This is a genomic window from Stenotrophomonas sp. 99219_Sma (assembly GCF_056480785.1).
Genome location: NZ_CM151117.1, coordinates 3,800,137 through 3,822,721, shown reverse-complemented (window position 1 = coordinate 3,822,721; position 22,585 = coordinate 3,800,137). Strand labels below are relative to the sequence as shown.

General features: G+C 66.7%; 17 protein-coding genes and 1 pseudogene. 4 read left to right on the top strand and 14 right to left on the bottom strand.

Annotated elements, in window-relative coordinates; genetic code table 11:
- Both ACZK13_RS17440 and ACZK13_RS17435 read right to left on the bottom strand, forming a co-directional pair.
- Entirely contained in the window at positions 1 to 648 is a 648-nt protein-coding gene (locus ACZK13_RS17440; protein ID WP_049398378.1) for a protein-L-isoaspartate O-methyltransferase family protein, read from the bottom strand.
- A gap of 136 nt (positions 649 to 784) precedes the next feature.
- Positions 785 to 1,465, bottom strand: coding sequence for a TetR/AcrR family transcriptional regulator (locus tag ACZK13_RS17435; protein ID WP_049398377.1), 681 nt, complete (start codon positions 1,463 to 1,465; stop codon positions 785 to 787).
- Positions 1,466 to 1,584: 119 nt separating this feature from the next.
- Here ACZK13_RS17435 and ACZK13_RS17430 point away from each other — a divergent pair, with 119 nt between their 5' ends.
- Positions 1,585 to 2,715 carry an efflux RND transporter periplasmic adaptor subunit gene (locus tag ACZK13_RS17430; RefSeq protein ID WP_125895090.1) on the top strand — a complete coding sequence of 377 codons (1,131 nt, stop codon included), beginning with the start codon at positions 1,585 to 1,587 and terminating at the stop codon, positions 2,713 to 2,715.
- Between the two features lie 4 nt (positions 2,716 to 2,719).
- The gene (locus ACZK13_RS17425) at positions 2,720 to 5,881 is read left to right on the top strand and encodes an efflux RND transporter permease subunit (RefSeq protein WP_285301548.1); all 3,162 of its coding nucleotides are present in this window, start codon (positions 2,720 to 2,722) and stop codon (positions 5,879 to 5,881) included.
- A gap of 157 nt (positions 5,882 to 6,038) precedes the next feature.
- On the opposite strand, the pseudogene ACZK13_RS17420 reads toward ACZK13_RS17425, so the two are convergent.
- Positions 6,039 to 6,182 (bottom strand): annotated as a pseudogene (locus ACZK13_RS17420) (LysR family transcriptional regulator); the annotation flags it as partial.
- Between the two features lie 119 nt (positions 6,183 to 6,301).
- Positions 6,302 to 7,207, bottom strand: coding sequence for a LysR family transcriptional regulator (locus ACZK13_RS17415; protein ID WP_478481996.1), 906 nt, complete (start codon positions 7,205 to 7,207; stop codon positions 6,302 to 6,304).
- Positions 7,208 to 7,322: 115 nt separating this feature from the next.
- Between ACZK13_RS17415 and ACZK13_RS17410 the strand changes: the two genes are divergently transcribed.
- Positions 7,323 to 8,096: an SDR family oxidoreductase gene (locus tag ACZK13_RS17410; protein WP_346486457.1), complete on the top strand. Its 774-nt coding sequence runs from the start codon at positions 7,323 to 7,325 to the stop codon at positions 8,094 to 8,096.
- A gap of 269 nt (positions 8,097 to 8,365) precedes the next feature.
- On the opposite strand, the gene leuB is transcribed toward ACZK13_RS17410, so the two are convergent.
- From leuB to ilvC, 9 genes are all read right to left on the bottom strand, one after another.
- Positions 8,366 to 9,427 (bottom strand): 3-isopropylmalate dehydrogenase, encoded by a 1,062-nt coding sequence (gene leuB / locus ACZK13_RS17405; RefSeq protein ID WP_293795981.1) that lies wholly within the window; start codon positions 9,425 to 9,427, stop codon positions 8,366 to 8,368.
- On the bottom strand, positions 9,417 to 9,995 hold the full coding sequence (gene leuD / locus ACZK13_RS17400; RefSeq protein WP_125895096.1) for a 3-isopropylmalate dehydratase small subunit: 579 nt from the start codon (positions 9,993 to 9,995) through the stop codon (positions 9,417 to 9,419). The genes leuB and leuD overlap by 11 nt, the downstream gene beginning before the upstream one ends.
- Entirely contained in the window at positions 9,995 to 11,413 is a 1,419-nt protein-coding gene (leuC, locus tag ACZK13_RS17395) for a 3-isopropylmalate dehydratase large subunit (RefSeq protein ID WP_125895098.1), read from the bottom strand. The genes leuD and leuC overlap by 1 nt, the downstream gene beginning before the upstream one ends.
- A 60-nt stretch (positions 11,414 to 11,473) precedes the next feature.
- Entirely contained in the window at positions 11,474 to 12,253 is a 780-nt protein-coding gene (locus ACZK13_RS17390; protein ID WP_125895100.1) for a class I SAM-dependent methyltransferase, read from the bottom strand.
- Positions 12,254 to 12,263: 10 nt separating this feature from the next.
- Positions 12,264 to 13,850, bottom strand: a complete 1,587-nt coding sequence (locus ACZK13_RS17385; RefSeq protein ID WP_032130450.1) for a 2-isopropylmalate synthase — start codon at positions 13,848 to 13,850, stop codon at positions 12,264 to 12,266.
- Complete coding sequence (locus ACZK13_RS17380) at positions 13,847 to 14,938, bottom strand: threonine dehydratase (RefSeq protein ID WP_032130451.1); 1,092 nt, start codon at positions 14,936 to 14,938, stop codon at positions 13,847 to 13,849. The genes ACZK13_RS17385 and ACZK13_RS17380 overlap by 4 nt, the downstream gene beginning before the upstream one ends.
- 96 nt (positions 14,939 to 15,034) lie before the next feature.
- Positions 15,035 to 15,286 carry an ACT domain-containing protein gene (locus ACZK13_RS17375; RefSeq protein WP_014038403.1) on the bottom strand — a complete coding sequence of 84 codons (252 nt, stop codon included), beginning with the start codon at positions 15,284 to 15,286 and terminating at the stop codon, positions 15,035 to 15,037.
- Positions 15,270 to 17,006: an acetolactate synthase 2 catalytic subunit gene (gene ilvG, locus ACZK13_RS17370; protein WP_180838218.1), complete on the bottom strand. Its 1,737-nt coding sequence runs from the start codon at positions 17,004 to 17,006 to the stop codon at positions 15,270 to 15,272. The genes ACZK13_RS17375 and ilvG overlap by 17 nt, the downstream gene beginning before the upstream one ends.
- A gap of 39 nt (positions 17,007 to 17,045) precedes the next feature.
- Entirely contained in the window at positions 17,046 to 18,020 is a 975-nt protein-coding gene (ilvC, locus tag ACZK13_RS17365; RefSeq protein ID WP_032130453.1) for a ketol-acid reductoisomerase, read from the bottom strand.
- A 687-nt stretch (positions 18,021 to 18,707) separates the two neighbouring features.
- Here ilvC and ggt point away from each other — a divergent pair.
- Positions 18,708 to 20,426 carry a gamma-glutamyltransferase gene (gene ggt / locus ACZK13_RS17360; protein ID WP_253143948.1) on the top strand — a complete coding sequence of 573 codons (1,719 nt, stop codon included), beginning with the start codon at positions 18,708 to 18,710 and terminating at the stop codon, positions 20,424 to 20,426.
- A gap of 561 nt (positions 20,427 to 20,987) precedes the next feature.
- Here the strand turns inward: ggt and ACZK13_RS17355 are convergent.
- Complete coding sequence (locus ACZK13_RS17355; RefSeq protein WP_049400562.1) at positions 20,988 to 22,565, bottom strand: BCCT family transporter; 1,578 nt, start codon at positions 22,563 to 22,565, stop codon at positions 20,988 to 20,990.
- Positions 22,566 to 22,585 lie beyond the last annotated feature (20 nt).

Sequence of the window (22,585 nt, the reverse complement as noted above, 5' to 3'; positions counted from 1 at the left end):
TCAGAGGTGGAACTGGGGGGCCGGGGCGGCACCACGCAGGTAATCAATATCGGTCTCGAACAGGGACTCGGTGCTGCCGTCGGCCTTGACCAGCAGGGCCTCCATCGCCGGCGAACGGCCATGGATCACGAACAGGCGACCACCCGGACGCAGCCACGAGGCGAACTGTGACGGCACCACGTCGACCGCACCAGTGACACAGATCACGTCAAAGCGGCGTTCGGTCTGCCAGGACAGGGCGTCGGCCACTTCCACGCGGACGTTGGTGCCCAGGCCGGAAGCGTCCAGGCGGGCACGCGCGGCGGCGGCCAGTTCCGGGTCGATCTCCAGGCTCAGCACGTCGCGCGCCAGCGCGCCGATGCAGGCTGCCAGGAAGCCGCTGCCGGTGCCGATTTCCAGCACTTCGTCACCCGGCTGCAGATCCAGTGCCTGCAGGGTACGGCCCTCGATGACCGGCTTCATCATCTTCTGGCCATGGCCGATCGGGAGTTCAACATCGGCATAGGCCAGTGCCCGGTGTGCATCGGCGACAAAGGCCTCGCGCGGCAGGCGGGCCAGGACGTCGAGCACCTTGATGTCCAGCACGTCCCAGGGACGGATCTGCTGTTCCACCATCAGTTCGCGGGCGTGGGCGTAATCAATCGTCATGAGGTTCAAATCCAGCGCAGTGGGCCGGCCATTTTACCGGTGCCGGAGGCCGGCGGCGCGCCCAGAGCATCAGCTGCCGGGTGGCCGGGGTCGCAGTGCCGGAAGTCATCGCGACCTCCGGTTCGTTCAGTTTTGGTTATCCGGCCGTCCCGGCCCCTCTTGGCGCGTAGGCGCGCAGGAAGAAGTCGATGCTGGCGGTCACATGGGCAAGAGGGTCGCACTCCACCGGTGACAGTGGCATGCCGCACATCATATGCATGTGCACTTCGCCCTTGACCAGGGTAAGGAACTGCTGGCCAGCCAGGTAATAGTCGGGGATGTCCAGTTCGCCGCGTTCGCCGCGCGCGCGCAGGAAATCGGCCAGGGCCTCGCAGGTACGTTCCGGGCCGGCCTGCCAGAACAGCTCGCGCAGGCGTTCGTCGGTCTCCGGCGCCATCATCATGCGCTGGATCGAGATCGCTGCGTCGGAGGTGATCAGCTCGAAGAAGGCCAGGCCGATGCCGATCAGCTGGTCGCGCAGGGGGCCGTCCGCGTCGGCCACGAACAGCGCATCAGGCAGCATTTCAATGCATTTTGACTGCACGGCCTCGGAGAACAGGGTCTCCTTGTCGCCGAAGTGGCTGTACACAGTCAGCTTCGAGACGCCGGCCTGAGCGGCGATGGTGTCCATGCTCACGCCGGTATAGCCCTGTTCGATGAACAGTGCCTTGGCTGCTTCAAGGATCGCCGCGCGCTTGCCGAGGTCCTTGGGACGCCCGGGTCCGGCGGCCTTGGCAGCGGGCTTGGCCGACGGCTTGCGGGAAGTGGGAGAACTCATCGCGACAATACTAGACCAAGCGGTTCGATATTTATACTATACCGGCCGGTTTATTAAATTGGGCCGGCAGTCGCGGCTCCCCCCTTAGTTGCAACCCTGCGTTTTCAGGACGTTGACCGATGAAGATCGTGCGCTGGATGGGCGGTATGGTGTGGGTGGCTGCGCTGGCAGCCTGTTCGGGACAGGAACAGGCGCCACAGGCGGCCGTACCGGTGCTGGTGGTTCACCCCGGCGAACAGGCCGGGCAGGCCCCGGCGGCGTTCCCGGGCACGGTGCGTGCCCGGCAGGAAAGCCCGCTGTCGTTCCGCGTCGGTGGCAACCTGGTCAAGCGCCATGTCGATGCCGGGCAGCGGGTCAAGAAGGGCGATGTGCTGGCCGAGCTGGACGTGGCCGACTTCGCGCTGCAGGCCCGCGCCTCGCAGGCGCAGCTGGCTGCGGCCGAAGCCGATCTGGTACGTGCCCGCGATGACCTCAAGCGCTACCAGGTGCTGGCCGACCAGCAACTGGTCAGCCGCTCGCAGCTGGACCAGCAGTCCGCCGCCTTCAAGGCCGCGCAGGGCCAGGCCAACGCCGCCCGCGCCAACCTTGATGTGCTGCGCAACCAGGCCGATTACGCCCAGCTGCGCGCACCGGCCGACGGCGTGATCGCCAGCCGCGAGGCCGAGGCCGGGCAGGTGGTGTCGGCCGGCCAGACCATCTTCAACCTGGCCGCCGATGGCGGGCGCGAAGTGCTGATCGACCTGCCCGAGGCCACCATCCGCGACTATGCGGTGGGCCAGCCGGTCGAGGTGGAGCTGTGGAACCGTCCTGGCCAGCGCCTGCCGGGCACGATCCGCGAGATCGCCGCCGCCGCCGATCCGCAGGCACGTACCTACGCGACCCGGGTCAGCCTGGCCGCCGATGCGCTGGCCGATGTCGAACTGGGCCAGAGCGCACGCGTCTACAGCAGCGCCGGCCGCCACGGCACCCTGCAGCTGCCGTTGGGCGCGCTGCAGCGTGGCGCCAATGGGGCCGCCAGCGTCTGGGTGGTCGATCCGGCCAACAGCACGCTGAAGTCCGCAGCGATCACCACCGGGGCTTACGGCAGCGAAACGGTGCCGGTGCTGTCCGGTGTGGGCGCGGGCGACTGGGTGGTCGCCGCGGGTGGCCATCTGCTGCGTGCCGGCCAGCCGGTGATTGCCGTGGATCGGCAGAACCGCCCGGTGCTGAAGCCGGCCGCGCCGGCCACTGCCGCCAAGGCCAAGGAGTAAGCCGGTGCGCCGCTTCAATCTTTCCGAGTGGGCGCTGGCCAATCGTCCACTGGTGCTGTTCGCGATGCTCGCCTTCGCCTTGATCGGCGCGTGGTCGTACAAGCATCTGGGCCAGTCCGAGGATCCACCGTTCACCTTCAAGGCGATGGTGGTGCGTACGCTGTGGCCGGGTGCTACCGCCGAGCAGGTCTCGCGGCAGGTGACCGAGCCGATCGAGAAGGCGCTGATGAACACCGGCGAGTACGAGTTCATCCGCTCGTATTCGCGCCCGGGTGAATCGCAGGTCATCTTCATGGCGCGCGACAGCCTGCGCTCCAAGCAGATTCCGGATCTGTGGTACCAGGTGCGCAAGCGCGTGGGCGACATCCGGCCGACGCTGCCGCGCGAGATCGTCGGCCCGTTCTTCAACGATGAGTTCGGCGACACCTACGGCAACATCTATGCGCTGACCGGCAAGGGCTTCGACTACGCGGTGATGCGTGATTACGCCGACCGCATCCAGCTGGAGCTGCAGCGCGTGCCCGACGTCGGCAAGATCGACCTGGTCGGCCTGCAGGACGAGAAGGTGTGGATCGAGCTGTCCAACACCCGCCTGGCCACGCTGGGCGTGTCGATGCAGCAGGTGCAGCAGGCACTGGCCGACCAGAACGCGGTCACCGGTACCAGCTTCTTCGAGACCGCCACCGATCGCGTGCAGCTGCGCGTGACCGGCCAGTTCAATGACATCGACGCCATCCGCCAGTTCCCGATCCGCGCTGGCGACCGCACCGTGCACCTGGGCGACATCGCCGAGGTCAAGCGCGGCTTCGCCGACCCGGCGTCGCCGAAGATGCGCTTCATGGGCGAGGAGGCGATCGGCCTGGCCGTGGCAATGAAGGACGGCGGTGACATTCTCAAGCTTGGCGCCAACCTTGATGCCGAGTTCGAACGCCTGCAGAAGACCCTGCCGGCCGGCATGCAGCTGCGCAAGGTGTCCGACCAGCCGCAATCGGTGGAGGAGTCGGTCGGCGAGTTCGTGCAGGTGCTGACCGAAGCGGTGGTGATCGTGCTGCTGGTCAGCTTCTTCTCGCTGGGCCTGCGCACCGGCCTGGTGGTGGGCGTGACCATTCCGCTGGTGCTGGCGATGACCTTCTTCGTCATGCACTACTTCGACATCGGCCTGCACAAGATCTCGCTGGGCGCGCTGGTGCTGGCGCTGGGCCTGCTGGTGGACGATGCGATCATCGCGGTGGAGATGATGGCCACCAAGATGGAACAGGGCTACGACCGCCTGCGTGCGGCCAGTTTCGCCTGGGAATCGACCGCGTTCCCGATGCTGACCGGCACCCTGATCACGGCGGCCGGCTTCCTGCCGATCGCCACGGCCGCATCGAGCACGGGTGAGTACACCCGCTCGCTGTTCCAGGTGGTGACCATCGCACTGGTGGTGTCGTGGATTGCCGCAGTGCTGTTCATCCCGTACCTGGGCGACAAGATGCTGCCGGACCTGTTCAATCCGCAGCCGCCGAAGCCGGGCAGCCTGTCCGCGCGCTGGCTGGCCAAGCGCCAGCAGTGGGCCGACCGCTATCCGGCGCTGGCCAACCTGATCGCACCGCCACAGCACGGGCACGACCATGATCCGTACCAGCGCCCGTTCTACCGCAGCTTCCGCCGCTTCCTGGATGCCTGCCTGCGTCATCGCTGGTGGGTGATCGCCGCGACCATCGGCCTGTTCGTGTTCTCGCTGATGATGTTCCGCTTCGTGCCGCAGCAGTTCTTCCCGGATTCGACCCGGCCGGAACTGATGGTGGACATCGAGCTGGCCGAGGGCGCGTCGCTGCGCTCGACCCAGGCCCAGGCCGAGAAGCTGGAGAAGCTGCTGTCCAACCGCGAGGGCATCGCCAACTATGTGTCCTACGTGGGCACCGGTTCGCCGCGCTTCTACCTGCCGCTGGACCAGCAGCTGCCGGCCACCAACTTCGCCCAGTTCGTGGTGCTGGCCAAGGACATCAAGTCGCGCGAAAGCACCCGTGACTGGCTGCTGCATGAGGTGATCCCGAAGTTCCCGGACGTGCAGATGCGCGTCACCCGCCTGGAGAATGGTCCGCCGGTCGGTTACCCGGTGCAGATGCGTATTTCCGGCGAGCACATCGAGAAGGTGCAGGCGATCGCACGACAGGTCGAGGCCAAGGTGCGTGAGAACCCGCACGTGATGAACGTCAACCTGGACTGGAGCGAGCCGAGCAAGGTGGTGCGGTTGGTGATCGACCAGGAGCGTGCGCGCGCGCTGGGTGTGAGCAGTGCCCAGGTCAGCCAGTTCCTGTCCAGCTCGCTGGCCGGGCAGTCGGTGAGCGTGTATCGCGAAGGCAACCGCCAGATCGAGATGCTGCTGCGCGGGCCGGCCGATGAACGCAACCAGCTGGAGCTGCTGTCCAGCCTGTCGATGCCGACCGCCAACGGCGGCAGCATCACGCTGTCGCAGGTGGCGACGATGGAGTACGGCTTCGAGGATGGCATCATCTGGCACCGTAACCGTCTGCCGACGGTGACCGTGCGCGCCGACATCAGTGATGGCATGCAGCCACTGGACGTGGTGCATCAGATCCTGCCGACGCTGGATGGCATCCGTGCCGAGCTGCCGAATGGCTACCTGCTGGAAACCGGCGGTACCGTGGAGGATTCGGCACGTGGCCAGAACTCGATCAAGGCCGGCATGCCGCTGTTCCTGGTGGTGGTGGCCACGCTGCTGATGCTGCAGCTGCGCAGCTTCTCGCGTGCGGCGATGGTGCTGGTGACCGCGCCGCTGGGCATCATCGGTGCGACCCTGTTCCTGCTGCTGTTCCGCGCCCCGTTCGGCTTCGTGGCGCTGCTGGGCACGATCGCGCTGGCCGGCATGATCATGCGCAACTCGGTGATCCTGATCGACCAGATCCAGCAGGACATCGATGCCGGGCATGACCGCTGGCATTCGATCATCGATGCCACGGTGCGCCGCTTCCGCCCGATCGTGCTGACCGCGCTGGCGGCGGTGCTGGCGATGATTCCGCTCTCGCGCAGTGCGTTCTATGGCTCGATGGCGATCTCGATCATGGGCGGCCTGATCGTGGGCACCGTGCTGACCCTGGTGTTCCTGCCGGCGCTGTACGCCGCGTGGTTCCGGGTCAAGCCGGACGAATCCGGGGCGTAACGCCCCGGGTTGGCGGCCACTGCCCTGGTAGGTGCCAACCTTGGTTGGCACTGATGCACGCATCCGCGCATGGCGCGGATTTACCGCAGCGGGTCTTGGCCCTGGTAGGTGCCAACCTTGGTTGGCACTGATGCGTGCATCCACGCATGGCGTGGATCTACTGCAGCTGCAGGCCGTTCCGCAGCACCGGCAGCAGCCATTCGATGAACACCCGCACGCGTTGCGCGCGGTGCTGCCGATGCGGCTGCAACAGGGTCACCGGCAGCGGTTGCGCCACGTGCTGTGGCATCACTTCCACCAAGGTTGGTAGTTTCTGCAGTAGAGCCACCCCATGGGTGGCTGCGGAGGACCAGGCTCAGTCATCCACGCATGGCGTGGATCTACTGATCTGCGTGGCGTGCATCTACGCATGGCGTGGATCTACTGCAGCTGCAGGCCGTTCCGCAGCACCGGCAGCAGCCATTCGATGAACACCCGCACGCGTTGCGCGCGGTGCTGCCGATGCGGCTGCAACAGGGTCACCGGCAGCGGTTGCGCCACGTGCTGTGGCATCACTTCCACCAGCGCACCGGATTGCAGTTCGGCCTGCACGTCGTAGCGCGGAATCTGCAGTAACCCCAGCCCCGCCACGCAGCACGCGATCGAGGCCTCGGCGCTGTTTACCCGTACCCAGCCAGGCATCGGCAGCGTGCGCAGCTGGCCACCGTCCTGCCATTCCCACGGTTCCACCCGCGCCGTGGTCGGCGATGCGTAGTTCACCGCGCGGTGCTGCTGCAGGTCGGCAGGATGCTGCGGTACGCCGTGTTCGCGCAGGTAGGCCGGCGCGGCGACGTTGACGAAGTCGAGCTGGCCCAGTGTGCGCGCCACCAGGCTGGAGTCACCCAACTGACCGACCCGCAGGACCGCATCGCAACCGTCTTCGATCAGGTTCACCGCGCGATCGGTCATGCCCAGGTCCAGTTCCACCTGCGGGTAGCGCGCAAAGAAATCCGGCAGGGCAGGGGCGATGATGCGTCGGCCGATGCGGCTGGGCACGTCGATCTTCAGCAGGCCAATCGGTTGCGCGTCATCCTGGCGGAACAGCGATTCGGCGTCTTCAACCTCGGCGATCAGGCGCAGGCAGCGGGCATGGAACACGTCCCCATCATGGGTGGTGGACACCCGACGGGTCGAGCGCTGCAGCAGGCGGGTGCCGAGCCGCTGCTCCAGTTCGGCGATGGCCGCCGATACCGTGGAGCGGGGCAGGCCGAGCTGGTCGGCGGCGCGGGTGAAGCTGGCGCTCTCCACCACCCGGGTGAAGATACGGAAGCGGTCGATCCGGTCCATTGTTCGCTGACTCTGGAAAGTTAAGTCAATGTAGCGGGCTTTATCCGGATTTTCTGCACGATATCGTCATCAGGGCAGGTTGCCATCCCGGGCAGCCCCTCCCCGAGACCAAGCCATGACTGACCATTCCCTCAAGGGCAAGACCGTGCTGATCGCTGGCGGTGCCAAGAACCTGGGCGGCCTGCTGGCCCGCGACTTCGCCAGCCAGGGCGCCAAGGCCATCGTCATCCACTACAACAGCGCCGCCACCCAGGCCGATGCAGAAGCAACCGTTGCCGCCGTGCAGGCGGCCGGCAGCAAGGCGGTGGCCCTGCAGGGCGACCTGACGTCGGCGGTAGCGATGGAGCGCTTGTTCGCCGATGCCGTGGCCGCGGTCGGCCGTCCCGACATCGCCATCAATACCGTCGGCAAGGTGCTGAAGAAGCCGCTGCTGGAGATCAGCGAAGCGGAGTATGACGAGATGAGCGCGGTCAACGCCAAGGCCGCATTCTTCTTCCTCAAGGAGGCCGGCCGCCACGTCAACGACGGTGGCCGCATCTGCACCCTGGTCACCTCGTTGCTGGGCGCATTCACGCCGTTCTATTCCAGCTATGCCGGTACCAAGGCGCCGGTCGAGCACTTCACCCGTGCGGCTTCGAAGGAGTTCGGCGAACGCGGCATCTCGGTGACTGCGATCGGGCCTGGCCCGATGGACACGCCGTTCTTCTATCCGGCCGAGAGTGCCGATGCGCAGGCGTATCACAAGACCGCGGCGGCACTGTCGGCATTCACCCGCACTGGCCTGACCGACATCGCCGACATCGTGCCGTGGATCCGCTTCCTGGTCACCGATGGCTGGTGGATGACTGGGCAGACGATCCTGGTCAATGGTGGGTATACCACCAAGTAAAGCAGCCACGCATGGCGTGGCCCTACTGCGGTGGTGGGTGCCGACCTTGGCTGGTACGGATGGCTGCATCCACGCATGGCGTGGATCTACTGCGGTGGTGGGTGCCGACCTTGGTTGGCACGGATGGCTGCATCCACGCATGGCGTGGATCTACTGCACGGGGTTCGAACCATCCACGCATGGCGTGGATCTACAGTAGAGCCACCCCATGGGTGGCTGCGCACAATGTCCAAAGGGAGGGGCGCCACGCATGGCGTGGCGCTATCGGATCAGTTGAGCTTCGCCAGCACCGCATCTGTCGCAGCGGCGGTACTCACCGCCTGGCCCTTGGCGGCCAGGTCGGCAGTGAACACACCATCATCCAGCACGGCGTGCACCGCCGCTTCCACCGCAGCGGCTTCCGCTTCCAGCCCCAGCGAATGGCGCAGCAGCATCGCCGCGCTGAAGATCGTTGCGTAGGGATTGGCGATGCCCTTGCCGGCAATGTCCGGGGCCGAACCGTGGATCGGTTCGTAGATGCCGACCGCACCCGGCTCGCCCAGCGAGGCCGACGGCAGCAGGCCGAGCGAGCCGGCCAGCATCGAGGCCTCGTCGGTGAGGATGTCGCCGAACATGTTCTCGGTGACGATCACGTCGTACTCGCGCGGCTTGGCCAGCAGGTGCATCGCCATCGAATCAACCAGCTGGTGTTCCAGCGCCACGTCCGGGAACTCCTCGCGGCCGATGCGCGCGGCCACGTCACGCCACAGGCGCGAGGTTTCCAGCACGTTGGCCTTGTCCACCGAGGTGACCTTGCCGCGACGCTGTTGCGCCAGGCGGAAAGCGCTGCGCAGCACGCGCTCGATCTCGGCTACGGTGTAGCGGCACAGATCGCTGGCGCTGTCGGCGTCGCGGGCCTTGTCGCCGAAGTAGATGCCGCCGGTCAGCTCGCGCACGACCACGAAGTCCACGCCCTGCAGCAGCTCGGCCTTGATCGGCGAGGCGTGCAGCGCGGCTTCATGGGTGCGCACCGGGCGCAGGTTGGCATACAGGCCCAGCGCCTTGCGGATCGCCAGCAGGCCCTGCTCCGGGCGCACCTTGGCATTCGGGTCGGACCACTTCGGGCCGCCGACCGCACCCAGCAGTACGGCGTTGGCGGCCTGGCAGGCGGTCAACGTAGAGGCGGGCAATGGCTCGCCATGGCGATCGATGGCGACGCCACCGATGTCGTGCTCGCTGAAGGTGAAGGTGTGGTTGAAGCGTTCGGCGACGGCCTTCAGGACGGCGACTGCCGCGGCGGCCACTTCCGGGCCAATGCCATCACCGGGCAGGACAACAATTTCAGCGTGCATGCTCACTCTCGTAGCGTTCGATTTCAGGGACACGGCCCAACAGATACCCCAACTGGTCGACACCTTCCAGCAGGCAGGTCTGCGAGAAGCCATCCAGCGGGAAGGAATAGACGCGACCATCGGGCGTGCGCAGTTCGCGCGCGGCCACGTCGATGGTCAGCTCGTCGTCCGGGCGCTGCATCAGCGCCTGCACATCGGCCTCGTCCAGCACGATCGGCAGCAGGCCGTTCTTCAGCGAGTTGCCGCGGAAGATGTCGGCGATCTCGCTGCTGACGATGGCACGCAGGCCGAGGTCGGTCAGCGCCCATGGTGCATGCTCGCGCGAGGAACCGCAGCCGAAGTTGCGGCCCGCCAGCAGGATGCTGCGGCCGGCGTTGTGTGGCTGGTTGAAGGCGAAGTCAGCCACCGGGGAACCGTCGGCCTGCCAGCGCCAGTCATTGAACGCGTTGCGGCCGAGGCCGGCGCGCTCGGTGGTGGACAGGAACCGTGCGGGAATGATCTGGTCGGTATCGATGTTGGTCTGGCGCAGCACCACGCTGGCCGAGGTCAGGGTACGGAATCCGCTCATCACGCCACCTCCTGTGCGAACAGTTCGCGGGTATCGGCAACGTGCCCGTTCACTGCGGCCCATGCCGCGCTCATTGGCGAGGCCAACAGCGTGCGCGAACCGGGGCCCTGGCGGCCTTCGAAATTGCGGTTGCTGGTGCTCACGGCCAGCTGGCCGGGCGCGACCAGATCGCCGTTCATGGCGATGCACATCGAGCAGCCCGGCTCGCGCCACTCAGCACCGGCCGCGCGCACGATCTCATGGATGCCTTCAGCCTCGGCCTCGCGCTTGACGATTTCCGAGCCCGGCACCACCAGCATGCGCACCCGCTCGGCAACCCGGCGGCCGCGCAGCACCTGCGCCACCTCGCGCATGTCACTCAGGCGGCCGTTGGTGCATGAGCCGACGAACACCACGTCCACCGGAGTTCCTGCCAGCGCCTTGCCGGCCTGGAAATGCATGTAGTCCAGGCCTTTCTGTGCGGCGGCATCGTTGGCCGCCGGAATCGGCGCATCCACTGCGATCGCGGTGCCCGGATGGGTGCCCCAGGTCAGGGTCGGGCGGATGTCGGCAGCGTCGATGTGCACTTCGCTGTCGAAATGCGCGCCGTCATCGCTGCGCAGCTGCTGCCAGCGTGCCACGGCGGCGTCGAAGTCGGCGCCCTTGGGGCCGCGCGGGGTCGCGGCGACGAAGTCGAAGGTGACCTGGTCCGGCGCCACCATGCCGGCACGTGCACCGGCCTCGATCGACATGTTGCACAGGGTCATGCGCTGTTCCATGTCCATCGCTTCGATGGTGCTGCCACGGAACTCGATCACGTGGCCGGTGCCACCATTGACGCCGATCACGCCGATGATGTGCAGGACCACGTCCTTGGCGCCAACGCCGGGTGCCAGCGGCCCATCAACGGTGATCGCGAAGGTCTTCGCCTTGCGCTGCAGCAGGCATTGCGTGGCCAGCACGTGGCCGACCTCGCTGGTACCGATGCCGAACGCCAGCGAACCGAACGCACCATGGGTGGAGGTGTGGCTGTCGCCGCAGACGATGGTCATGCCGGGCTGGGTGAAGCCCTGCTCGGGCGCGATCACGTGGACGATGCCGCGGTTGTCCGAAGCCATGTCGAACAGCTCGATGCCGTGCTCTGCGCAGTTGCGTGCCAGCGTGGCCACCTGTGCCTCGGAGGCGGCGCTGGCGTAAGGCAGCGTGCCGTCGGCACGCACAGGCAGGGTCGGCGTGGAGTGGTCCATCGTCGCCTTGGTGCGATCCGGGCGGCGCGGCGACAGGCCGCGCTCGCGCAGTTCGGTGAACGCCTGCGGCGAGGTCACCTCGTGGATCAGGTGCAGGTCGATGTACAGCACGGCGGGCGCGCTGTCGGATTCGGGAACCACCACGTGGGCGTCCCACAGTTTGTCGTACAGGGTGCGGGGTGCGGAAGTCATGCGTGTGCCTGGCAGAAGTACGAAGGTGCGGACATCAGGAAAGATAGCGAAAAGGTCGAGTCAGCGGCGACGGGCAAGCACCCGCAGCCGCACGTAGTCGGCCAGCGGCTGACCGCCGGCGTTGCGCGGCAGCTCGGCCAGCAGAACGGTGGCGGCCTCGCGCACGGTGGCGCGTGCCTCGGCTGGCAGGTCATCCAGCAGCGGTGTGGCGAATACCCGCAGCCAGCCGGCCACGCCGGTCGGCAGTGCGGTCGGTCGCGGCGTGCACTCGATCAGCTGCACCTGGAAGCCATGCTGGCGCAGGCGGTCGGCGTAGGCATCGGCAGTGGGGAAGTACCACTGGAATGCGCTGGCGCCGTGGCCATGGGCCACGCGTGCGGCCTGCACCGCGGCAATGATCGTGGCCACGTTGCCATGCCCGCCGAACTCGGCAACGAAGCGGCCGCCCGGGCGCAGGGCGCGGCGCACGCCTTCCATCACCCGGTCGGGGTTGCCCATCCAATGCAGCGCTGCGTTGCTGAATACCGCATCGAACTCACTGTCGAACGACAGCGCGTGGCCATCCATCACCTGCGCATCGACGCCGCGCGCACGCGCGGCGATCACCAGCTCCGGCGAGGCATCCACGCCGTGGATGTGTGCGCCGCTGAGCGCCAGCTCAGTGCTGAGCACGCCATCGCCACAGCCCAGGTCGAGGATGCGTTCACCGGCGCGCGGGTCGAGCAGGCGCGATACCGCGCCGCCGAGCAGCGGCACGAAGCCGGCGTCGATCGCATAATCCTGGGCGTTCCACTGCTGGCCAGCGGCGCTGGTCGGGGTGGGGGTGTCGAAGGCGCTCATGGCGGGGTCCTCAGGCGGTGGCGGGGGTGGCAACGTCGGTGTTGCTGTGGGCGGCAGCCTGGCGCTGGCGCAGCAGGCGGTTGGCCACATCCAGCCAGGCCAGCGCGGAGGCTTCGATGATGTCCTTGCTGGTGCCGGTGCCGTCGTACTCCACGCCCTCGTGGCGCACGCTCAGATTGGCTTCGCCGCGCGCATCGGCGCCGATGCCGACGCTGTGCACGTGGTAGCTGTCCAGCATCAGCTGCACGCCGGTAGCGGCCGACAGCGCGCCGAACAGCGCATCGACCGGGCCATCGCCCTGCGCGGTCTCGGCCACGCGGTTGCCGTCCGGGTCGGACAGTTCCACCAGCGCATTGGCGCGGCTGCCGACGTCGCTGATGGTCATCGACGCCAGGCGATAGCCCTGCGCGTTGGAGCCGCCCTGCATCAGCGTCTGCAGGTCGGCATCGGTGACCACGCGCTGCTGTTCGCACAGGCCCTTGAACTGCTCGAACACCAGCTTCAGTTCGTCTTCGTCCAGCCAGAAGCCCAGCGCACGCAGGCGCGCTTCGACGGCGGCGCGGCCACTGTGGCGGCCCAGCACCATCTGCGAATCCTCCCAGCCCACGTCTTCCGGACGCATGATTTCGTAGGTGCCGCGATGACGCAGCATGCCGTGCTGGTGGATGCCCGATTCGTGGGCGAAGGCATTGGCACCGACGATGGCCTTGTTGCGCTGTACCGGCATGCCGACCAGGCGCTGCAGCAGCTGTGAGGTGCCGACGATGCGCGGGGTGTTGATCGAGCTGTCCTGTTCGTAGAAGGCCTGGCGCACCTTCAGCACCATCGCGATCTCTTCCAGCGAGCAGTTGCCGGCGCGCTCGCCGATGCCGTTGATGGTGCACTCGACCTGGCGTGCACCGCCTTCGATGGCGGCCAGCGAGTTGGCCACGGCCAGGCCCAGGTCGTTGTGGCAGTGCGCGCTGAAGATCACATTGGCGGCATTCGGCACGTCGGCGACGCCGGCGATGACCTGCTGGAACATCGCGCGGATCTCTTCCGGCGTGGTGAAGCCGACGGTGTCGGGCAGGTTGATGGTGGTGGCGCCGGCAGCGATGGCCACGCGCGCGACTTCGATCAGGTAGTCCAGCTCGGTGCGGGTGGCATCCTCGGCCGAGAATTCGACATCGTCGATATAGGACCGGGCCAGCGATACGTGCTTGCGTACCGACTCCAGTACCTGCTCGCGGGTCATCCGCAGCTTGTGCTCGCGGTGCAGCGGGCTGGTCGACAGGAACACGTGCAGGCGCGGGTTGGCAGCGGCCTCCAGCGCACGTGCGGAGGTTTCGATGTCGGCCTGCAGGCAGCGCGACAGCACCGCCAGGGTCAGGCTCGGGCGGCGCAGTTCGCGGCCGATCAGTGCCATCGCCTCACGGTCGGACTGCGAGCTGGCCGGGAAGCCGGTCTCGATGATGTCCACGCCCAGTTCGTCCAGCGCACGCGCCATCACCAGCTTCTGCGGCGGGCTCATGCTGCAGCCGGGGGACTGCTCGCCGTCACGCAGGGTGGTGTCGAAGATGCGGATGCGCGGGGTGGTAATTCGTTCGATGGTGGTCACAGGGAAATCTCCTCGACAGCGGGTGCGACGGCTTGCAGGGGGGAAGGGGAAGAGGTGGGGGAAGCGATGGCGCTGGCCTTGGCGGGCGAGCGCGGTGTTTCGCTGCGCCGTCGCCGTGGTTTGCGTGGTGGGCGCGGGCGGATGTCGGTGAGCAGGCCGGCGAGGACGCCGGCATCGATGTTGCCGCCGGAGACCACCGCGCACTTGCGGCGGCCGGCGACGCGGCGGCCGGCGGCCAGCGCCAGCGCACCGGCACCCTCGGCGATGATGTGTTCTTCCAGTGCCAGGCGGACCAGGGTTTCGCGCAGTTCGGCTTCGCGCACGATCACCACGTCGTCCAGCAGCGAGGTGCACAGGCGGCGGGTCAGGAAGCCGGGAATCTTCACCCGCACGCCGTCGGCCAGCGAAGCAACGGGGGCGATCTCGCGCACGTCACCGCGGATCGCGCGGGCCATCGAATCGACGCCTTCCACCTGCGCGCCAACGACGCGGACGCCCTGCGATTTCAGTGCCAACGCAACGCCGGAGGCCAGCCCGCCGCCGCCGATCGGCACGATCACCACGTCCGGCGCGTGTGCGGCCAGCTCGATGCCGACCGTGCCCTGGCCGGCGATCACATCGGCATCGTCGAACGCGGACAGGAAGCGGTAGCCGTGGCGTTGTGCCAGTTCGACCGCGAAGGCGTAGGCCTCGTCATAGCTGGTGCCGTGCTGGCGCACGGTCGCGCCCCAGTGGGCGACGCCGGCGATCTTGGTGGCCGGTGCGCCGTGCGGCATCACGGTGATGGCCGGCACGTCCAGGCGGTAGGCCGCCCACGCCACGCCCTGGGCATGGTTGCCGGCCGAGGCGCAGATCACCGGCCGGGTGTCGCCGCGCTCGCGGCCGGCCAGCAGCGCGTTCAATGCACCGCGTACCTTGTAGGAGCCGGTGCGCTGCAGGTTTTCCAGCTTCAGCCAGGTGCCGAAGCGCTCGGCATGGTGCAGCGGGGTGGGCGGCAGGAAGCGGCGCAGACGAGCCTGCGCCGCCAGTACGTCGGCGACGCTTACGTCGCCGACATCGCTTTCCTGGCTGGTGTCAGCGGCCGGCATGGGCCACCAGCGCAGTGCAGAAGACCGCCGCATGCGGGCGCGGGCGGCGAAGAAGACGCCTCCGTACCGGCACCGTGGTCGCTACGGTACGGGTGTTCATACGGATGCTCCTTCCACGGCGGTGACCTGCACGGACACACAGTCGTAGATCTTCTCGATCTGCCGGCACAGCGTTTCCGCCGGACGCTGGCCATCCACCACCAGCTGCAGGTGCCAGCGGCCATCGTCGGCGGCCACCGGCGCACCACTGATCGCACGCGGCGCGAAGCCACGGCGTTCGGCCATGCCGATCACGCGCAGCAGCGCGCCTTCGGCCGGGTGCAGCACCAGGTCAAGCCGGTATTGCATTGGGGGTCTCCTGGCGGGCGTGGGCGGGATTGCTTTCCAGCATCGTGCTGTTGGCAGTGTTCGGCGGCACCAGCGGCCACACGTTGGCGCGTGCATCGATGGCCACGTGCAGCAGCGCCGGGCCTGGTTCGGCCAGCAGTGCGGCCAGGCCGCCTTCCACGTCGTCGCGGTTGTCGATGCGGGTGGCGGCGATGCCGAACACCTGCGCCAGTGCCACGAAGTCCGGGTTGTCGGACAGGTCGATCTCGCTGTAACGCTCGGCGAAGAACAGCTCCTGCCACTGCCGCACCATGCCCAGCGAACTGTTGTCCAGCAGCACGATCTTCACCGGCAGGCGGCAACGCGCGATGGTGGCCAGCTCCTGCACGTTCATCATGAAGCTGCCGTCGCCGGAGACCAGCACCACGGTGCGATCGGGGCAGGCGAACTGCGCACCCATCGCGGCCGGGAGGCCAAAGCCCATGGTGCCCAGCGCGCCACTGGTCAGATGATTGCGCGGGTGGTTGAAACGGCAGTGCTGGGCGACCCACATCTGGTGCTGGCCGACATCGCAGGCGATCACTGCATCGGCCGGTGCCAGCTCGCTCAGGCGCTTCAGCAGCGCCGGGGCGTAGATATGCTGGCCGGGGGCGTCGTAACGCGCAGCGAAACGATCACGATGCTGTGCACAGCGCTTGCGCCATGCGTCCTGGTGGGCCTTGGGGGAGGGGAAGGCCGCACGCAGGGCGCGGATGGCATGGCTGACGTTGCCGGGCACGGCGACGTCGGCGCTGCGCAGCTTGGAGATCTCGTAGGCGTCGGCGTCGATGTGAACGACGCGGGCGAACGGTGCGAACTCGGCCAGCTTGCCGGTGGCACGGTCATCGAAGCGCGCACCCAGCACCAGCAGCAGGTCGCTTTCCTGCACCGCCATGTTGGCCGCGCGGGTACCATGCATGCCCAGCATGCCCAGCGACTGCGGGTGGTTGGCCGGCAACGCGCCCAGCCCACGCAGGGTCATCACCGTGGGGATGGCACTGGCCTCGACGAAGTCGCGCAGGTCCTGCACCGCGTCGCCCAGCGCGATGCCACCACCGGCGTAGACCACCGGCTTTTCGGCGGCTGCCAGTGCGGCGATGGCCTCGGCGATGGCCGCTTCGGCCGGCGCAGGCGGCGGCTCGATGTTGCTCGGCACGTGCGCTGGCAGATGACTGGCATCGGCCAGCTGCACGTCCTTGGGCAGGTCGATCAGCACCGGGCCGGGCCGGCCTTCGCGGGCGATCCGGAATGCATCGGCGACCACGCGCGGCAGGTCATCGACGCTGCGCACCAGCCAGCTGTGCTTGACGATCGGCATCGTCAGGCCGAACACATCCAGTTCCTGGAAGGCGTCGGTGCCCAGCAGCGGCGTGCCGACCTGACCGGTGATGCAGACCATCGGTACCGAATCCAGCATCGCATCGGCAATGCCGGTGACCAGGTTGGAGGCGCCCGGGCCGGAGGTGGCCACGCAGACACCCACCTGGTTGCTGGCGCGGGCAAAACCGTTGGCGGCCAGCGCCGCGCCCTGCTCATGGCGTACCAGGATGTGCTTCAGCGACGAATCCACCAGCGCGTCGTAGAACGGCATGATGGTGCCACCGGGATAGCCGAACAGCGTGCGGACGCCTTCGGCCTCCAGCGCCTGGGTCAGCCAGCGCGCGCCGTTGGGCGGCGCGCTGCGATGTGTCGAAGAGTTCATGGGGGAACCTTGCAAAGCGGGTGGGGGAGGGCCGCGCGGTTACGCGGCCTGTCCTTGCAACCAGACCATCTTGGCGCGCAGTTCCTTGCCTACCTTCTCGATCGGGTGCTCCAGGTCGGCCTGCTTGAACCTGTTGTAGTTCGGCAGGCCCGCTTCGTACTCGGCCACCCAGTTCTTGGTGAAGGTGCCGTCCTGGATGTCCTTCAGCACTTCCTTCATGCGCGCCTTGGTGCCGGCGTCGATCACCCGCGGGCCGCTGACGTAGTCGCCGTACTGCGCGGTCTCGGAGATGAACTCCAGCATGCGCGAGATGCCGCCTTCGTAGAACAGGTCCACGATCAGCTTCAGTTCGTGCAGCACTTCGTAATAGGCGATCTCCGGCTGGTAACCGGCTTCGACCAGGGTTTCGAAACCGGCCTGCACCAGTGCCGAGGCACCGCCGCACAGCACCGCCTGCTCGCCGAACAGATCGGTCTCGGTCTCTTCCTTGAAGGTGGTCTGGATCAGGTTGGCGCGAGCGCCGCCGAGGCCGGCCGCATAGGCCTGCGCGTGCTGCGCAGCCTTGCCGCTGACATCCTGGTAGACCGCCCAGATGCACGGTACGCCGCGCCCGATCTCATACTCACGACGCACCAGCGCACCCGGGCCCTTCGGCGCAACCAGCACCACGTCCAGGTCGGCGCGCGGCTCGATCATGCCGTAGTGCACGTTCAGGCCATGCGCGAACAGCAGGCAGGCGCCCTGCTTCATGTTCGGCGCCAGCACGTCGTTGTAGAGCTTCTTCTGCACCATGTCCGGGGTCAGCACGGCGACCAGGTCGGCGTCTTTCACCGCTTCAGCGGGCGCGATCACGGTGAAGCCATCGGCCTGCGCCTTGGCTTCGGTCGGGCCGCCCGGACGCAGGCCTACCACCACATCGAAGCCGGATTCACGCAGGTTCAGCGCGTGGGCGCGGCCCTGGCTGCCGTAGCCGATGACGGCGATCTTGGTCTGGGGCAGGTCGTTGGTGCTCATGGGGGAGGTTCCTTGCGGTGGGAAGAAAAAAGAACGGCCGGTCGTCGAGGTGACGTGCCGGCCGGTCAGGGGAAAGCGGTGGAGGAGGCGCCGCGCGTTGCACAGGCACAGCCACCACGAGGCGTCGCGGTGGTGCAGGTCCGGGTTGTGCGATCGGCGTTGTGCATGGTGGTTGCGTCTGAAACCAGGTCCTGAAATGAAAAAACCCGCACCGGGGCGGGTGCGGGTTTTTGAAGAGTTCCGGTGTGTTTGTTGCTTACACGCTGGCTCGTCCCGCACCTGTTGGTTGGGTAATAAGTACGAGCACAAGAATCGAACGCAGCGAAGCGGCGCCGATGTCGGCGGCTTCGATGTGGGTTCGCGGTGGCGTGTTGTGATGCAACATGTGATCGAGAGAAACACAGCCGTTTCGGCGCTGTCAACCCTCGCAACGGATTTTCCATCGGTTTCCGGTGCATCCAGCGCAATCGCTTGCGGCACAAGGATGGTTGCCGCTGAAAGTGTTTCAGTGAACCCCAATTCACTCCTTTCAGGCCGGCTTTTGCGCGGAATCCGGCGGATTTTCGCCTTGGCGGGTGCGGAGCTTCCGCACCCCATCCCAGGATCAACGTCCATGACCTCTGCCCGATACCGCGTGAAGGCCGCAGCGGCGAAGATCGGGAACCACCCTTCCATCGGAACCCGACCGTGTCCCGACGCCTTGCCCGTTCCCTGCTCGCTGCCGCCGTGCTGGCTGCCGTGCCCGCGCTGTCCTTCGCCGCCGATCGCATCACCGGCCACACCTTTGCCACCCGTTCGGAGGTGATCGCCCCGCATGCGATGGCCGCCACTTCGCAGCCGCTGGCCACCCAGATCGCGCTGGACGTGATGAAGGGCGGTGGCTCGGCGGTGGACGCGGCGATCGCCGCCAACGCCGCACTCGGCCTGATGGAGCCGACCGGCAACGGCATCGGCGGCGACCTGTTCGCCATCGTGTGGGACCCGAAGACGCAGAAGCTCTACGGCTACAACGGCTCGGGCCGCTCGCCGAAGTCGCTGACTCTGGCCGAGTTCCAGCGCCGTGGCCTGAAGGAGATTCCCGCCACGGGCCCGCTGCCGGTGTCGGTGCCTGGTGCGGTCGACGGCTGGTTCGCCCTGCACGACCGCTTCGGCCGCAAGCCGATGGCCGACAACCTGGCGCCGGCCATCCGTTACGCCCGCGAGGGTCACCCGGTGGCTGAGGTGATCGCCTACTACTGGGACCGCTCGGTGCCCAAGCTGTCGCAGTATCCGGGGTTCAAGGAACAGTTCACGATCAACGGCCACGCCCCGCGCAAGGGTGAGATGTGGAAGAACCCGAATCTGGCCAGTACGCTGCAGAAGATCGCCGACGGCGGCCGTGATGCCTTCTACAAGGGCGATATCGCCCGCACCATCGGCGACTATTTCAAGGCCAACGGTGGCTACCTGAGCTACCAGGACATGGCTGACCACCACGGTGAGTGGGTCGAACCGGTCAGCAGCAACTACCGTGGCTACGACGTCTGGGAACTGCCGCCGAACAGCCAGGGCATTGCCGCGCTGCAGATCCTCAACGTGCTGGAAGGCTACGACTTCTCGAAGATTCCCTTCGGTTCACCCGAGCATGTGCACCTGTTCGTGGAAGCGAAGAAGCTGGCCTTCGCCGATCGCGCGCGCTTCTATGCCGACATGGCGTTCCAGCCGGCGCCGGTGCAGAAGCTGATTTCCAAGGACTACGCCGCACAGCGCCGCGCGCTGATCTCGATGGACAAGGCGCTGAAGGAAGTGCAGCCGGGCACGCCGAAGCAGCTGGATGAGGGCGACACGATCTACATGACCGTGGCCGACGCCGACGGCATGATGGTTTCGCTGATCCAGTCCAACTACCGTGGCATGGGCAGCGGCATGGCACCGCCCGGTCTGGGTTTCATTCTGCAGGACCGTGGCGAGATGTTCGTGCTGCAGAAGAACCATCCCAACGGCTACGCGCCGGGCAAGCGTCCCTTCCAGACCATCATCCCGGGGTTCATCACCAAGGGCGGCAAGCCGTATGCCAGCTTCGGCGTGATGGGTGGCGCGATGCAGCCGCAGGGCCACGCGCAGATCGTGATGAACCTGGTGGATTTCGGCATGAACCTGCAGGAAGCCGGTGATGCACCGCGCATCCAGCACGAGGGCTCGACTGAACCGACAGGTCAGGCCACGGCGATGACCGACGGTGGTGAAGTGAATCTGGAAACCGGCTTCCCGTATGAAACGGTGCGTGCGTTGATGCGCAAGGGGCATCGCATCGTGTTCGCCGACGGTCCGTATGGTGGGTATCAGGCGATCATGCGTGATCCGGAATCCGGCGTTTACTACGGTGCGTCTGAGAGTCGAAAGGATGGGCAGGCGGCGGGGTATTGAGGTTTCCCGGCCACCGGGCGGAGCCCCCTCCGCGGTGATGGTTCGTGGAAGCGGGATCATGTGATTGGGCCGGGCGGGTGGGCTGGTCGGGGGACGCCGTGAATCCGTCCCTGGAGGCTTGGCCGCGGCATCCATGCCGCGGACACCCCCGCCCAGCCCACCCGCCCGGCCCCTGACAGTTTCCGTGGCCATCACCGCAGGAAAAGAAAAAAGAAGAAGATCAAGAACAAAGGCAACGGCAACAGCCGCGTGCTGTGGGTTGGGGTCGGATCCGTTTTCCACAGGAAAACGGATCCGACCCCTTCTTGTTTTCCGATACACCTCATCCACGCATGGCGTGGATGGACCAACCGTCACACGTAACCTGTCGGGGGTGGGGCGGTGTGGGTAGGCAGGACCGTTGGCGCCATGGATGGCGCCATCGAGCCCCCAGGGACGGGTTTACGGCGTGTCCTGCCTACCCACACCGCCCCGCCCAACCAGCAGAAACCCAGAGCTGCCCTGGCTTTTGAATTTGCACTTGCTTGAAAGAGCGGTGCAGCCGCAGGCTGCAAAACCCACTCAATCCTGATCGTGCGCGCGCGCCGCCTCCGCCTGGGTCTCCTCCTGCGCCGCCATCTCGCGCGCGATCCACGCATCGATCATGTGCCGCTGGCGCTGCGCCTGCCGCCGCTCGCGCGTGTACTCCTGGTCCAGCACCCGGTACAGCGACACCATCACCAGCACCATCAGCAGCGCGAATGGCAACGCCGCAATCGTGATCATGCCCTGCAGTGCATCCAGGCCACCGGCCAGCAGCAACGCCGCTGCGATCAGCGCCACCGCGATGCCCCAGGCCAGCTTGCGCTTCAACGGCGGATCGCCTGCCTCGTCAGTGGACATGCTGGCCAGTACCAGCACCGCCGAATCGGCTGATGTCACGAAGAAGATCATCAGCAGCACCAGTGCGATGCAGGAAAGCAGCAAGGGCAGCGGCATGCTGTCAAACAGGGTGAACAGCACCGTTTCATAGCCATTGCCCAGCGCCTGCACCAGGTCGGCGTGGCCGAAGATCTGCGCCCACAGCGCAGTACCACCAAACACCGCGAACCAGAAGAAGCCCAGCACCGTGGGTGCCAGCACGACGCCGATGACGAACTCGCGGACGCTGCGCCCACGCGAGATGCGCGCGATGAACGAGCCGACGAACGGGGCCCAGGAAATCCACCACGCCCAGTAGAAGATGGTCCAGTCCGCTACCCATGTGCTGCCCGAGAACGGCGACATGCGCAGGCTCATCGTCACCAGCTGGTTGAGGTACGACCCCAGTGTGGTGGTGAACGTATCGAAGATGAATCCGGTCGGACCCAGCACCAGTACGGTGGCCGCAAGAAGCGCGGCCAGCGCAAGGTTGAAGTTGGACAGCCACTTCACCCCGCGCTCGACTCCGCTGGCGGTGGACGCCATGTACAGCACGAACGCGATGGCGATGATGGTCAGCTGCAGTGGCACACCCGCGTGCAGGCCGAACACGCGTTCCATGCCGGCAGCGATCTGGATGGTGCCGAAGCCCAGCGTGGTGGCCACGCCAATGGCAGTGGCAACAACCGCGGCGATGTTGACCACGCGTCCGATCCAGCCGCGATGGTGCCGGCCGATGATCGGTTGCAGCATGTCACTGACCAGTCCACGGCCATTGCGGTTGAACTGGAACCAGGCCATGGCCAGGCCGATCAGCGCGTAGATCGCCCACGGGTGCAGGCCCCAGTGGAAGAATGCATAGCGCATCGAAGCCCGCGCCGCGTCCATGCTCTGCGGTGCGAGGCCTTCCGGAGGCTTGGTGAAGTGGGAAATCGGCTCGGCGGCGCCCCAGAACACCAGGCCGATGCCCATGCCGGCTGCGAACAGCATCGACATCCAGCTGGCGCGCGAGAACTCCGGCTCGGCATCTTCACCGCCGATGCGCAGGTTGCCGAAGCGACCGAATGCCAGATACATCAGGAACGTCAGTGCCAGGAACACGACCAGAAGATAGAGCCAGCCGACACTGCGGATGACATCGGCCAGTACCGACTGCACCACGGTATTGAAGGGGCCGGGTGCAACACCGGCGAGCAGCACCAGAAGCAGAACCAGTGCGATGGAAACGCGAAACACCATGAAGGAGCTTCTCCGATCAA

Coding starts and splice junctions, on each gene's coding strand:
- ACZK13_RS17440 (WP_049398378.1), bottom strand. CDS start 648: ATGACGATTGATTACGCCCACGCCCGCGAACTGATGGTGGAACAGCAG.
- ACZK13_RS17435 (WP_049398377.1), bottom strand. CDS start 1,465: ATGAGTTCTCCCACTTCCCGCAAGCCGTCGGCCAAGCCCGCTGCCAAG.
- ACZK13_RS17430 (WP_125895090.1), top strand. CDS start 1,585: ATGAAGATCGTGCGCTGGATGGGCGGTATGGTGTGGGTGGCTGCGCTG.
- ACZK13_RS17415 (WP_478481996.1), bottom strand. CDS start 7,207: ATGGACCGGATCGACCGCTTCCGTATCTTCACCCGGGTGGTGGAGAGC.
- ACZK13_RS17410 (WP_346486457.1), top strand. CDS start 7,323: ATGACTGACCATTCCCTCAAGGGCAAGACCGTGCTGATCGCTGGCGGT.
- leuB (WP_293795981.1), bottom strand. CDS start 9,427: ATGCACGCTGAAATTGTTGTCCTGCCCGGTGATGGCATTGGCCCGGAA.
- leuD (WP_125895096.1), bottom strand. CDS start 9,995: ATGAGCGGATTCCGTACCCTGACCTCGGCCAGCGTGGTGCTGCGCCAG.
- leuC (WP_125895098.1), bottom strand. CDS start 11,413: ATGACTTCCGCACCCCGCACCCTGTACGACAAACTGTGGGACGCCCAC.
- ACZK13_RS17390 (WP_125895100.1), bottom strand. CDS start 12,253: ATGAGCGCCTTCGACACCCCCACCCCGACCAGCGCCGCTGGCCAGCAG.
- ACZK13_RS17380 (WP_032130451.1), bottom strand. CDS start 14,938: ATGCCGGCCGCTGACACCAGCCAGGAAAGCGATGTCGGCGACGTAAGC.
- ACZK13_RS17375 (WP_014038403.1), bottom strand. CDS start 15,286: ATGCAATACCGGCTTGACCTGGTGCTGCACCCGGCCGAAGGCGCGCTG.
- ilvG (WP_180838218.1), bottom strand. CDS start 17,006: ATGAACTCTTCGACACATCGCAGCGCGCCGCCCAACGGCGCGCGCTGG.
- ilvC (WP_032130453.1), bottom strand. CDS start 18,020: ATGAGCACCAACGACCTGCCCCAGACCAAGATCGCCGTCATCGGCTAC.
- ACZK13_RS17355 (WP_049400562.1), bottom strand. CDS start 22,565: ATGGTGTTTCGCGTTTCCATCGCACTGGTTCTGCTTCTGGTGCTGCTC.